Genomic DNA, 12,460 nt, shown 5'->3' with positions numbered 1-12,460 from the left:
GATATATCCGCGCCGCGATCGAACCGTCTGCCGGCTTTGTGCGATTTCCCGTCCGAAAGCGTCGAGATGGGGCGTTTTCTTTTGCCGCGCACATCCCTACATGCGGCTAATCATGGCACGCCCCCAAAACTCCCTTTTCGACAAAGCCAAGACCGTCGCGGAAAACCGCAAGGCTCGTTTCGATTACTTCATCGAGGACAAGTTCGAGGCGGGAATTGCGCTTACCGGTACCGAAGTGAAATCGCTCCGCTTCGGCGAGGGTTCGATTGTCGAATCCTTCGCGGAGATTCGCGGGGGCGAATGCTGGCTGGTCAACGCCAACGTGCCTGAGTTCAGCCACGGCAACCGCTTCAACCACGTTCCCAAGCGCCCCCGCAAACTCCTCCTGCATGAGCGCGAGATTTCGCGTCTTCAGGGCGCGGTAGAGCGCAAGGGCATGACACTGGTGCCGCTGTCGATCTACTTCAACAGCCGGGGCCGCGCCAAGGTCGAGCTGGCGCTTGCCAAGGGCAAGAACGCGGCTGACAAGCGCACCACCATCAAGGACCGCGAATGGAAGCGCGATCAGGCCCGCATCATGCGCGACCACGGATGATATGAGCGCGATGCTTTCTCGCATGGCGGCGTGGCTCCATCGGCAGATGCCGACGCATGAGCAGCTTGAGGGCAACCGTTTCACGGCGCCCCTTGCGCGCCGGCAGGAACTGTTCCGCTTCACCCGCCGCTCGGTCCCGCGCGGTGTTGCAGTCGGCCTCCTGGTGGGCATCTTCGCACTGATTCCCGGCATCCAGATCGTCGGCGCCGCGCTGATGTGCGTGCCGTTCCGCGGCAATATCCCGCTGGCTGCGGCGATGACTTTCCTGTCCAATCCGGCGACGACGCCCTTCATCCTCGCCGCGTCGATCTGGCTGGGCAACCATCTGGGCTATCACGCCGACCTGTCGACCTTCTACGCCCTGTACGAAAGCGGGGCAGGAGTGGGTGAGTGGGGCCGCTGGCTTCTGTCCGACGCCGCCCCGGCGCTGCTCGTGGGTCTCTTCGTGATTTCCACCGTATGCGCCGCACTGGGCTATGTCCTTTCGATGTGGTTCTGGCGCTGGTGGATCGGCCGCAAGCACCATGCCCGCCGCCTGCGTCCGCCGCGGCCCGACAGCGCTGTCGCCCGCGGCTCCGCTCCCGTCCCCACCAAGTCGGAAAACGCTGCATGAAGGTGAGCGCCGATCGGGCCGCCGATCGAGTAGGACCTGGCCCTGACCTTTTGGTCGTTGCCGTCGCCCTTCTGCTCAGCGCCGGGCTGGTCTGGCTGGTCTCGGGTGATGGGCTGCTGATGGCCGTCTTCGTTGCGGCTATGGCCGGACTGGGCGCTCTCGCATGGGCGCTCTCGCGCCGCCGCGCGCCGGTCACCGATGCCGATTTCGCCCAGCCTGACTGGTCCGTCACAGTAGCCGCTATCGAGCGGCCCGACATGGCGATCGCCGTCACGGACCGAGCCGGCCGCCTGACTTGCGGCAACCCCTGCTTCGAGGCGTGGTTCGGCGCCGGCAGCGCTCCACCGCGCCTGCCTGTCACCCATCCCTCGCTCGAACGCCTTGCCGACGCAACACGCCGCGCCTGGCGCGACGGCCACGGCACCGCCGATATCGCCGACGAGGAGGGCAGGCACTGGCGCGCCGACGTGCGCCGGGCCGGGCGCGGTGACGATTTTCTGGTCTGGCGCATCTCTGCCGAGAGCGCGACCGACGCTGTGGCCGAAATCGTCGGGCAGCTTGACGGCAAGCTTGGGCGCGGCCTCGCCAAGGCCGGTATCGCCGCAGCGCTTGTCGATCCCGACGGGACGATCCGCGCCGCGAGTACGGGCTTTGCCCAGCGCGCCGTCGGCGATGCCAAGGTCGACGTGACCGGCACCGATTTCGTCTCCCTGCTCAGCCAGGAGGAGGGCGAGCGCATCGGCTGGGCCCGTGACAGCGGACGCGGCGGGGCGCTGGTGCTCTATCACGTTCCCGTTGCCGACCCCGACAGTGCGAGCGAGCCTGACCCCAACACCACGCCTTCGCTGATGCTGGTCATCGAGGCAGGGCAGGGCATTGGCGCCAGCGCCGGCGGCACGGGCGCCGCGCCGCACCTTGAAGCGCTGCTCAGCCAGTTGCCGCTCGGCCTCGCCATGGCTGACCGCGATGGGCGATTGCTCTTCGCCAACCCCGCCTTCATGCGCGCAGCTGGCCACGAAGGCCATGAGCCGCCGACCTACCCCACCGACCTCGTCGTCAAGGACGACAAGCGCGCCCTGTCGGAAGCGATCCGCCGCTTCGCGCAGGGGCCTGCTGCTGCGGGCGACCTTGCCATCCGTCTGGTGGCGCAGCCCGAGGACCCGGTTTCGCTCAGCCTCGCGGGCGTGCGCGGGCTGGGAGAAGCTGCGGTCCTGCTGGGCCTGACCGATACTTCCGAGGAAATCCGCCTCAAGCGCCAGGTCGCGCAAGCCACCAAGATGCAGGCGGTCGGCCAGCTTGCGGGCGGCGTAGCGCACGATTTCAACAATGTACTCACCGCGATCCTGGGCACCTGCGACCTCATGCTGATGCGCCATACGCCCGGCGATTCGGACTATGACGACATCCAGCAGATCCGCGCGAATTCCAACCGTGCCGCCTCGCTGACCCGCCAGTTGCTGGCCTTCTCGCGCCAGCAGACGCTGCGCCCGGAAACGCTTCAGCTGCCTGATATCGTCGCCGACGTCTCGCAGATGCTGCGCCGCCTGATCGGCGAGAAGATCCAGCTTGTCGTCACCCACGACCGCGATCTTGGCCCGGTACGCGCCGATCCGACCCAGCTCGAACAGGTCATCGTCAACCTTGCCGTCAATGCGCGCGACGCCATGCAGTCGCGCGGGGACGCCTCGGGCCGCCTCGTCCTGGCCACCCGCAAGGTCACCACGACCGACGTGCGCGCGATGCGTAGCGAGATCATCCCGGCGGGCGAATATACCGCGCTCATCGTCGAGGATTCGGGCGGCGGCATTCCCCCTGAAATCCTTGGCAAGATTTTCGAACCCTTCTTTACCACCAAGGAACAGGGCAAGGGCACCGGTCTGGGCCTCTCGACCGTTTACGGCATCGTCAAGCAGTCCGGTGGCTTCATCTTCGCCGAGAGCGAAGTGGGCAAGGGAACGCGCTTCACGGTCTACCTGCCGGTCCACCACGTGGCCCCGGGCAGCACCCCCGAGATCGCACAGGCCAAGCCCGTACCCCCGCCGACCCAGTGGGCGGGCGGCGGCTCGATCCTTCTGGTCGAGGACGAGGATCCGGTACGCATCGTCGCCGAACGCGCGCTCACCCGCCAGGGCTATCAGGTCACCTGCGCACGCGACGGGGAGGAAGGGCTGGAACTGGTGCAGGAAGGCGGCAAGTTCGACATCGTGGTTTCGGATGTCGTCATGCCGACGATGGACGGCCCGGCCATGGCCCGCGAGATTCGCCGCTTCGCTCCGAATCTGCCGGTTCTGTTCATGTCGGGCTATGCCGAGGAGCAACTGCGCAAGCAGATTGGCATTCCCAATGCCTGGTTCATGCCCAAGCCTTTCTCGGTACAGCAGCTTTCAGAAAAAGTCGGGGAAGTTCTGGCGCATATGGCCCAGAGCTGATTCGCACCGCAGGCCGCCGTTAAAAAACGGAAATCCGCCGAAGTTCTCCTCTTGTTCTGTGAGAACAAAGAGAATACATACCCTTTCGTGACGTTGACCTTTCCGGTCAGCCCGGTAGCAAAAGGGAAGAGACATGGCTGCTCAGCTCAAGCTGATCCAGGAAGGCAAGGAAAAGGACGCAATGGACCGTCAAAAGGCGCTAGAGGCAGCGCTTGCCCAGATCGACAAGGCGTTCGGCAAGGGCTCGGCGATGAAGCTGGGCTCGAAGGAGACGATGCAGGTTGAGGCGATCTCAACTGGTTCGCTCGGCCTCGATATCGCGCTTGGCGTCGGCGGCTTGCCGCGCGGCCGCGTAATCGAGATTTACGGCCCGGAAAGTTCGGGCAAGACCACCCTGGCGCTGCACGTCATCGCCGAAGCGCAGAAGACCGGCGGCACCGCCGCGTTCATCGACGCAGAGCACGCGCTCGACCCGGTCTATGCCAAGAAGCTGGGTGTCAACATCGACGAACTGATCGTTTCGCAGCCCGATACGGGTGAGCAGGCGCTCGAAATCGTCGACACGCTGGTCCGCTCGAACGCGATCGATGTTCTGGTGGTGGACTCGGTGGCTGCACTGGTTCCCCGCGCGGAAATCGAAGGCGAGATGGGCGACAGCCACGTTGGTCTTCAGGCCCGCCTGATGAGCCAGTCGCTGCGTAAGCTCACCGGTTCAATCAGCCGTTCGCGCTGCATGGTGATCTTTATCAATCAGCTGCGCATGAAGATCGGCGTCATGTACGGCAACCCTGAGACGACGACGGGCGGCAACGCCCTGAAGTTCTACGCCTCGGTCCGTCTCGACATCCGCCGCACCGGCGCGATCAAGGACAAGGACGAGGTTGTCGGCAACGCAACCCGCGTGAAGGTGGTGAAGAACAAGGTCGCGCCGCCGTTCAAGCAGGTCGAATTCGACATCATGTACGGTGAAGGCGTCTCCAAGATCGGCGAAATCCTCGATCTCGGCGTCAAGGCAGGTATTGTCGAAAAGTCGGGCGCTTGGTTCAGCTACGATTCGATCCGCATTGGCCAGGGCCGTGAAAACTCCAAGACCTACCTGAAGGCGAACCCCGAGGTTGCAGACCGCCTCGAAAAGGCGATTCGCACCAAGACCGAAGGCCTCGCCGAAGAGATGATGGTCGGTCCGTCCGAAGGCGACGACGACTAAAAACCAATCCCTCCGCGAGCTTGCTCGGGGAGGGGCCATCTGCAAAATGGTGGGGTCTACGCAACTTGCCGTAGACCCCCGTGTCCATCCGCACATGGCGCACGATCGCTTCAGTGGGCTGTCTTCGCCACAGCGAGGCGGAATTCGACCGTCTTATCGTGATTCCCGAACAGTCTGACCGCAGACAAGCGCTTGCCGACCTCGCGCACGTGCATTATCGGCCCGAACTATGCAGACGACCAACGAAATCCGCCGGTCCTTCCTCGACTATTTCGCCAGCAATGGTCACGAGGCCGTTCAGTCAGCGCCGCTCGTTCCTTACAACGACCCGACGCTGATGTTCGTGAACGCCGGCATGGTGCCGTTCAAGAACGTGTTCACGGGCCTCGAGACCCGTTCTGTCCCGCGCGCCACGTCCTCGCAGAAGTGCGTGCGTGCAGGCGGCAAGCACAACGATCTGGACAATGTAGGGTACACCGCCCGCCACCACACCTTCTTCGAGATGCTGGGCAACTTCTCCTTCGGCGACTATTTCAAGGAGCAGGCGATCACCAACGCCTGGAACCTCCTGACCAGGGAATGGGCGCTCCCGGTCGAGAAGCTGCTGGTCACCGTCTACCACACCGACGACGAAGCGTTCGACCTGTGGAAGAAGATCGCCGGCCTGCCTGAGAGCAAGATCATCCGCATCCCCACGAAGGACAACTTCTGGGCGATGGGCGATGAAGGCCCGTGCGGACCCTGCTCGGAAATCTTCTTCGATCACGGCGACCATATCTGGGGTGGCCCTCCGGGGTCGCCGGAAGAGGACGGCGACCGCTTCATCGAGATCTGGAACCTTGTGTTCATGCAGTTCGAGCAGTCGGCCGGCGAGATCGTCGGCAACCTGCCCAAGCCTTCGATCGATACCGGCATGGGCCTGGAGCGCGTATCGGCGGTCATGCAGGGCGTGCATGACAACTACGACATTGACACTTTCAAGGCGCTCATTGCCGCGTCCGAAAGCCTGACCGGCGTGGCCGCGCAGGGCGACAGCCGTGCCAGCCACCGGGTCATCGCGGACCATTTGCGTTCGACCAGCTTCCTCCTGGCTGATGGCGTGCTGCCGTCCAACGAGGGTCGCGGCTACGTTCTTCGCCGCATCATGCGCCGTGCCATGCGCCACGCGCATCTGCTGGGCGCGCGTGATCCCCTGATGCACCGCCTGGTGCCGGCGCTCGTTGCGGAAATGGGCCAGGCCTATCCCGAACTTGGCCGCGCGCAGCCGCTGATCGAGGAAACGCTGGAGCGCGAGGAAATCCAGTTCCGCCGCACCCTCTCGAACGGCATCAAGCTGCTCGATGAAGCGACCGCAGACCTCGGTGAAGGCGGCGAGCTGCCTGGCGAAACCGCGTTCAAACTCTACGATACCTTCGGCTTCCCCTACGACCTGACCGAGGACGCGCTGCGTTCGCGCGGCATCGCCGTCGACAAGGCCGGCTTCGATGCCGCCATGGCGCAGCAGAAAGCTGCTGCCCGCGCTGCGTGGAAGGGCTCTGGCCAGGCCGCCGACAGTGAAGTGTGGTTCGACATTGCCGAGCGCGAAGGCGCCAGCGAGTTCACCGGTTACACCTCGACCAGCGGCGAAGGCCGCGTCGTTGCGCTGGTGCGGGACGGCAAGGAAGTGGAAACGGCCACTGCGGGCGAGAGCGTCATTGTCCTCACCAATCAGACTCCATTCTACGGCGAATCGGGCGGTCAGGTCGGCGATGCCGGTACCATTACTGGCGGCGCCGGTGCGGGCGGCAGTGCGCTTGCGATCACGATCGAGGATACTGCCAAACCGCTCGGCCGTCTTCATGCGATGAACGGACGTCTCGAAGCGGGCACGATCAAGGTGGGCGATGTCGTCAACCTCATGGTCGATGGCGAGCGCCGTGATGCGATCCGCGCCAACCACTCGGCCACGCACCTGCTGCATGCGGCATTGCGGAACCGTCTTGGCGATCATGTGACCCAGAAGGGCTCGATGGTCGGGGCGGAGCGACTTCGCTTCGACTATTCGCATCCGAAGCCGCTGACCGACGAGGACGTGGCGGTGATCGAAGCCGAAGTGAATGCCGAGATCCGGGCTAACGAACAGGTACTCACCCGCCTGATGGCACCCGATGATGCCGTTGCCGCTGGCGCGATGGCGCTGTTCGGCGAAAAGTACGGCGATGAAGTTCGCGTGCTCTCGATGGGCCGCAATTCGGGCGACCGCTCCTATTCGGTGGAGCTGTGCGGCGGCACCCACGTGCGCGCCACTGGCGACATTGGCGTGTTCCGCATCGTTGCGGAAAGCGCGGTGTCTTCGGGCGTGCGCCGTATCGAGGCGATGACTGGCGAAGGCGCGCGCCAGTGGCTGGTTGGCCGCGAGGACGCGCTCAAGAACGCTGCCGGGCTTCTGCGCACCACGCCGGAGGACGTCGAGGCCCGCGTTGCCGCGCTGCTCGACGAGCGCCGCAAGCTGGAGCGCGAATTGGCCGAAGCGAAAAAGGCGCTCGCGCTGGGCGGCGGTTCGGGCAAGGCTGAGGCTGCAGACGAGGAAGTGAATGGGGTAAGGTTCTCCGGGCAAGTCCTTGAAGGGCTCGATCCTAAGGAACTGCGCGGACTGCTCGATCAGGCCAAGCAGCGGCTTGGTTCGGGCGTTGCAGTGATCGTTGCAGTGAATGAGGGCAAGGCGAGCATCGCTGCCGCCGTTACCGAAGACCTCGTCGCCACCGTCAGCGCCGTCGAACTCGTCCGTAAGGGCGTCGAGGCTCTGGGCGGCAAGGGCGGCGGCGGCCGCGCGGACATGGCGCAAGGCGGCGGACCCGACGGCGACAAGGCGGCAGAGGCCATCGCGGCGGTCAAGGCGGCGCTGGCGGGGTGATCCGCCCTCGCATACCTCTGGCAGGGCTATTTGGTGTAATGCTGGCGTTGCTGTCTGCGCTGCCGGTTGCGGCCAAGCCGGCGGCAGCGGTTTGGCCTCAGGGGCTTTTCGGATCGGTTCGCATGTCGGAGGAAACCGGCGACCTTGGCGGCATGGAAATACGCTTCTTTGCGCAAGGCGGCCGGCCGATGGTCGAAGCGGTGATCTGCGAGGGCTGGTGCAACGCGTCGTACACTGCTCCGCTGGAACGTACTGCGGACGGGTTCGCATTCCGCTACGTCGAGCGTTACGAGAGTAGCAAGGGGGCGACCGAGGAGGTGCTTCGCGTCACCCTGGAGGCGGCGAAAGGCGGATTTCTCGCCAGCCTCGCGCCCGAGGGGGAGCCGCAGACGCTGCTTTGGGAAGAAGCCGCGCGGTTACGCCGGTTGAAGCAGCCTTTTGGCCTTGCCGTGGTACATGGCCAGAAGGACTGAGCGCATCGTTTGTGCCGGGCGAGGGGGATTTGGGTGCTAGTATCAGCCTCGTCGATTGCCGACATCGTCACCGAAATCGCCGAGGAGATGCGCGGGATTGAGGATCGCGGTACGGTCGCAAGCTATATTCCGCCGCTGGCCTCGGTCCCCGCCGACAAGTTTGGGCTGGCGGTGGTCATGGCCGATGGCGCGGTCCACACTGCGGGGGATGCCGAGGAAGCGTTCTCGATTCAGTCGATTTCCAAGGTTTTTGCTCTGACGCTGGCGCTGGGCGCGGTGGGGGACCAGTTGTGGCGGCGCGTGGGACGGGAGCCTTCTGGTAGCGCCTTCAACTCGATCGTTCAGCTTGAAACCGAGCAGGGAATCCCGCGTAATCCCTTCATCAACGCTGGCGCCATCGTCGTGTGCGACGTGCTGCTAGGAGGGCTGCGGCCGCGCGAGGCGATCGGGCAGATGCTGCGCTTCGTGCGCGAACTGGTGGGCGACGATACGATTCGCATCGACGAGGCCGTGGCACAGGCCGAGCATGACACTGGCTTTCGCAACATCGCGCTGGCCAACTACATGCGGGCCTTCGGGAATATCCACGGCGATATCGGCATGGTGCTGGGGACCTATTTCCATTTTTGCGCGCTGGCGATGAGTTGCCGGCAGTTGGCGCTTGCGGGGCGCTATCTGATGAACGGGGGCCGGGTCGAGGGGCACCGTCTCATTACCCAAAGCCGGGCGCGGCGTATCAATGCACTGATGATGTCCTGCGGGCATTACGACAATTCGGGCGACTTCGCGTTTCGCATCGGCCTGCCGGGGAAGTCCGGCGTGGGCGGGGGCATCCTTGCGGTCGCACCGGGGATCGCCAGCATTGCGGTGTGGTCGCCGGGGTTGAATGAGGAAGGCAATTCGCATCTGGGGCAATTGGCGCTGGAGCGGCTTGTCCAGCGCACCGGCTGGTCGGTGTTTGAGCCGAGGGTTGACGGGTAAGAAGCCTCGTCTTCTCAAGAGCAGGGAAAAGGGCCGCCTTCAGGCCTTTTTCGGCTCGCGCAGTTGCGCGGACTTGAGCGAGGGCTTTTCCGACAACCCGCCGCGTTCCATGATCATTTCGCGGTATTCGTCGCGCTTCTCATGGATCGAGGCGATGATCGGGCCCATCGCCACGCCTGTTTCCACCAGCGCCGCTTCCGATAGCTGCAGCGAGCTTTCGAGCGTTTCGGGCACGGCGTAACTGGCCCCGGCGCGGTAGAGCTGGGCGGCATGGTCGGCGTCGCGGGCGCGGGCGAGGATTGGCAGGTCGGGAAACTGCAGGCGCAGCTTGCGCACGATGCGCTGGGCGGTGACGGGCACGTCCATAGTCAGGATCACCGCCGCCGCTTCGCCCGCGCCGAGGCGCAGCAGAGCATCACCGCGTCCGGCATCGCAGAAGGCGACGTTGTAACCGCGCCGGCGGCCATCGGCGATCAGGTCCGTGTCACTATCTACCGCGAGGTAAGGGCGGCCATGATGGGCCAGCATGTCCGCGACGAGGTGCCCGATGCGCCCGAAGCCGACGATAAGGGTGCGCGGCTTACTGTCGTCTTCCACCGGAGGCTGACGCGGGGCATCGCCGGCGTCCACGCGCTTGCCCATGATCTTGCCGCCGAGCGCGAGCAGGGGGGTGATCGTCAGACCCAGGGCGGTGACGATCTGCCAGAACTGCGCGGTGCCGGGCTGGATGAGCTGCGCCGAAGTGGCCGCCGTCAGCACGATCAGCGTGGTTTCGGAAGGGCTGGACATCAGGATGCCAGTCTCGGTCGCGGTGCCGCGCCGGGCGCCCATGATGCGCAGCATCAACCCGGTGACGATGGCCTTGAGCACGATCACCACTACCGTCGCAATCAGGATCGAGCCGAGGTTTTCCCAGACCACCGCAAGGTCGATGCTCATGCCGATGGTGATGAGGAAGACGCCTAGCGCCAGGCCCTTGAACGGCTCGATGATCTGTTCGACCTCGGCGTGATATTCGGTCTCGGCGATGAGCAGGCCGGCAACCAGCGCCCCGACGATCGGTGAAAGACCCACCGCCGCCGTTGCGAGCGAGGAGAGGATCACTACCAGCAGGCTGGCGGCGAGGAACAGTTCCGGGCTCTTGGTGCGGGCGGCCTGGGCGAAGAGGGGGGGCAGCAGGTAGCGGCCCGCGATCAGCAGCGTGGCGATCACCACCGTGCCCCAGATCAGGGTGTGGAGCAGTTCATCCACACCGCTGCCCGCGTGGGGCGCCAGCGCGCCAAGCAGGAAGATGATCGGCACCAGCGCGATATCCTCGAACAATAGCATGGCCAGGGCGGCGCGGCCCACCGGCGTGGTCGTCTCGGTGATCTTGAGCACCAGCGCGGTCGAGGACAGCGCCAGCGCGAGACCGAGCGCCAGCGCGCCCGAAAAGCTTTGCCCGATCGCCGCGAGGATGAAGGTCAGCGAGCCGCCGATGACGAGAAGTTCCAGCGAGCCCAGTCCGAAGACCATTCGCCGCATTTCCCATAATCGGCCGAAGGAAAGTTCCAGCCCGATCGAGAACAGCAGCAGGATGATTCCGAATTCGGCGAAGAGGTCCAGCCCGTCAGGGTCGGTGATCGTGAAGTACGCCAGCCAGGGCACGTCGAACACGTGCCGGCCCAGCCCGAACGGGCCTACCAGCAATCCCACGAGGATGAAGCCGATGACCGGCGTGATGCGATAGCGGTTGAAGACCGGGATGACGATGCCTGCCGCGCCCAGGATGACCAAGGCATCGGACATGACGGGGGAATAGAGGTCGCTGCTGCCTGACATGGGTCGACACTAGGGCACGCAAAGGCGCGCAGGCAATGGCGCAGCACCGGCAAATCGCGCCGCATCGGGCGTTTTGTTCTGCCGTGATCCCCAAGCGAACGGCCAGGCTGTTGCACACTGCGACAAATGCACCGGCACAAGGCGCGGAACTTCACTTGGCGTTCAGCAAAGCGCTGGCTATAGACCCGTCCATGTTCGAACGTTCGCGCCTGAAGACCGCCCTCCTTGTCGCTGCCACCGGCGCGATCGTTTTGACCGCAGGCTGCGGGGGTGGCGGGGGCAAGAACCGCGACACCGCCTATGTCGCGCGCGATGTCGACACACTCTATGCCGCTGCCCAGCAGCGGCTGGAAACCGGCCGCACCAAGCAGGCCGCCGCGCTGTTCGACGAAGTCGAGCGCCAGCATCCCTATTCCCCGTGGGCCCGCCGCGCCCAGTTGATGAGCGCGTTCAGCTATTATGCAGCGCGCGATTACAACAAGGCGATCCAGTCGGCGCAGCGTTTCCTGTCGATCCATCCGGGCAATAAGGACGCGCCTTACGCCTATTACCTGATCTCGATCTGCTATTACGAACAGATCAGCGACGTGACGCGCGACCAGAAGACCACCGAGCAGGCCAAGCAGGCGCTGACCGACGTAATGCGCCGCTACCCCGGCACGTCTTATGCTTCGGATGCCAAGCTCAAGATCGACCTCGTGAACGATCACCTTGCCGGTAAGGAAATGACCATCGGTCGGTCCTACGAATATGGCGGCAAGTGGCTGGCGGCGACGCTGCGCTTCCGCAACGTGGTCGACAACTTCCAGACCACCAGCCACACGCCCGAGGCGCTGTACCGTCTGGTCGAGGGCTATCTGGCACTCGGCGTGCCGGAAGAGGCGCAGAAGGCTGCTGCCGTGCTGGAACGCAACTATCCCGGTAGCGACTGGTACGCCCGCGCCTACAAGCTGATGAACAAGAACGCGCCGCAGAACGTCGCAGCCTGAAGATGAAATTTCTCCCCGTCGCCATGCGACGGGGAGGCGCTTCGCGAACAAGCGAATGCCCCCTCTGACGAATGCGCAATAGCGCCGGGGAAGGCGTCCCTGCAGGGGCGCAAGGTTTCCATTGTCACATGCGAATGCCCGGCTAGCTAAGGGCTGCGCCGGCGCGCGGATCGGAGCCCCCCGCCACGGCACGCAAAGCTGCATTGATGGCACCGCTTCGCCCTCGCGATCCCTTTCTGCCGCGCAAGAGTTTCGCTTTATCGCCTGATAGCTGAAATCTATTGTCCACTAAATCAGTTGAGATTAGAGATGCTCAACAGGAGGCGAACCGGCCCGGAGGAAAAGTCATATGAAGGCTGCGCGGTGCCTGACCGGGCTTGCGGCTTTCATCTTCTCCACGGGCTGGACGGCGCAGGATCCGCATTCCTCAAGGAAGCGGGCCGGGGCCGACCTCAAATC

9 protein-coding genes are annotated in these 12,460 nt (G+C 64.5%); 8 read left to right on the top strand and 1 reads right to left on the bottom strand.

Annotated features, from left to right (window positions below):
- The first annotated feature begins 112 nt into the window (after nt 1–112).
- From smpB to GVL61_RS15975, 7 genes are all read left to right on the top strand, one after another.
- On the top strand, nt 113–595 hold the full coding sequence (smpB, locus tag GVL61_RS16005) for an SsrA-binding protein SmpB (protein WP_007678650.1): 483 nt from the start codon (nt 113–115) through the stop codon (nt 593–595).
- A gap of 1 nt (nt 596) precedes the next feature.
- The gene (locus tag GVL61_RS16000) at nt 597–1,208 is read left to right on the top strand and encodes a DUF2062 domain-containing protein (protein WP_200844815.1); all 612 of its coding nucleotides are present in this window, start codon (nt 597–599) and stop codon (nt 1,206–1,208) included.
- Nucleotides 1,205–3,637: an ATP-binding protein gene (locus GVL61_RS15995; protein WP_159981655.1), complete on the top strand. Its 2,433-nt coding sequence runs from the start codon at nt 1,205–1,207 to the stop codon at nt 3,635–3,637. The genes GVL61_RS16000 and GVL61_RS15995 overlap by 4 nt, the downstream gene beginning before the upstream one ends.
- A gap of 133 nt (nt 3,638–3,770) precedes the next feature.
- Complete coding sequence (gene recA, locus GVL61_RS15990) at nt 3,771–4,844, top strand: recombinase RecA (protein WP_159981654.1); 1,074 nt, start codon at nt 3,771–3,773, stop codon at nt 4,842–4,844.
- 229 nt (nt 4,845–5,073) lie between these two features.
- Nucleotides 5,074–7,737, top strand: a complete 2,664-nt coding sequence (gene alaS / locus GVL61_RS15985) for an alanine--tRNA ligase (RefSeq protein ID WP_159981653.1) — start codon at nt 5,074–5,076, stop codon at nt 7,735–7,737.
- Between the two features lie 122 nt (nt 7,738–7,859).
- Nucleotides 7,860–8,210, top strand: a complete 351-nt coding sequence (locus GVL61_RS15980; protein WP_159981652.1) for a hypothetical protein — start codon at nt 7,860–7,862, stop codon at nt 8,208–8,210.
- 54 nt (nt 8,211–8,264) lie between these two features.
- Nucleotides 8,265–9,191 (top strand): glutaminase, encoded by a 927-nt coding sequence (locus GVL61_RS15975; protein ID WP_255456509.1) that lies wholly within the window; start codon nt 8,265–8,267, stop codon nt 9,189–9,191.
- A 39-nt stretch (nt 9,192–9,230) separates the two neighbouring features.
- On the opposite strand, the gene GVL61_RS15970 is transcribed toward GVL61_RS15975, so the two are convergent.
- Nucleotides 9,231–11,012 (bottom strand): cation:proton antiporter, encoded by a 1,782-nt coding sequence (locus tag GVL61_RS15970; protein ID WP_159981651.1) that lies wholly within the window; start codon nt 11,010–11,012, stop codon nt 9,231–9,233.
- Between the two features lie 191 nt (nt 11,013–11,203).
- On the opposite strand from GVL61_RS15970, the gene GVL61_RS15965 reads away from it, so the two are divergent.
- Nucleotides 11,204–12,001 carry an outer membrane protein assembly factor BamD gene (locus GVL61_RS15965; protein ID WP_159981681.1) on the top strand — a complete coding sequence of 266 codons (798 nt, stop codon included), beginning with the start codon at nt 11,204–11,206 and terminating at the stop codon, nt 11,999–12,001.
- Nucleotides 12,002–12,460: the final 459 nt, after the last annotated feature.

Origin of the sequence: Novosphingobium sp. 18050 (assembly GCF_902706195.1) — a bacterium.
In the GTDB taxonomy this organism is placed as follows: Bacteria; Pseudomonadota; Alphaproteobacteria; order Sphingomonadales; family Sphingomonadaceae; genus Novosphingobium.
Note: the sequence above shows the minus strand (reverse complement) of the source record. Positions and strands in the feature narration are given on the sequence as shown.

Coding starts and splice junctions, on each gene's coding strand:
- smpB (WP_007678650.1), top strand. CDS start 113: ATGGCACGCCCCCAAAACTCCCTTTTCGACAAAGCCAAGACCGTCGCG.
- GVL61_RS16000 (WP_200844815.1), top strand. CDS start 597: ATGAGCGCGATGCTTTCTCGCATGGCGGCGTGGCTCCATCGGCAGATG.
- GVL61_RS15995 (WP_159981655.1), top strand. CDS start 1,205: ATGAAGGTGAGCGCCGATCGGGCCGCCGATCGAGTAGGACCTGGCCCT.
- recA (WP_159981654.1), top strand. CDS start 3,771: ATGGCTGCTCAGCTCAAGCTGATCCAGGAAGGCAAGGAAAAGGACGCA.
- alaS (WP_159981653.1), top strand. CDS start 5,074: ATGCAGACGACCAACGAAATCCGCCGGTCCTTCCTCGACTATTTCGCC.
- GVL61_RS15980 (WP_159981652.1), top strand. CDS start 7,860: ATGTCGGAGGAAACCGGCGACCTTGGCGGCATGGAAATACGCTTCTTT.
- GVL61_RS15970 (WP_159981651.1), bottom strand. CDS start 11,012: ATGTCAGGCAGCAGCGACCTCTATTCCCCCGTCATGTCCGATGCCTTG.
- GVL61_RS15965 (WP_159981681.1), top strand. CDS start 11,204: ATGTTCGAACGTTCGCGCCTGAAGACCGCCCTCCTTGTCGCTGCCACC.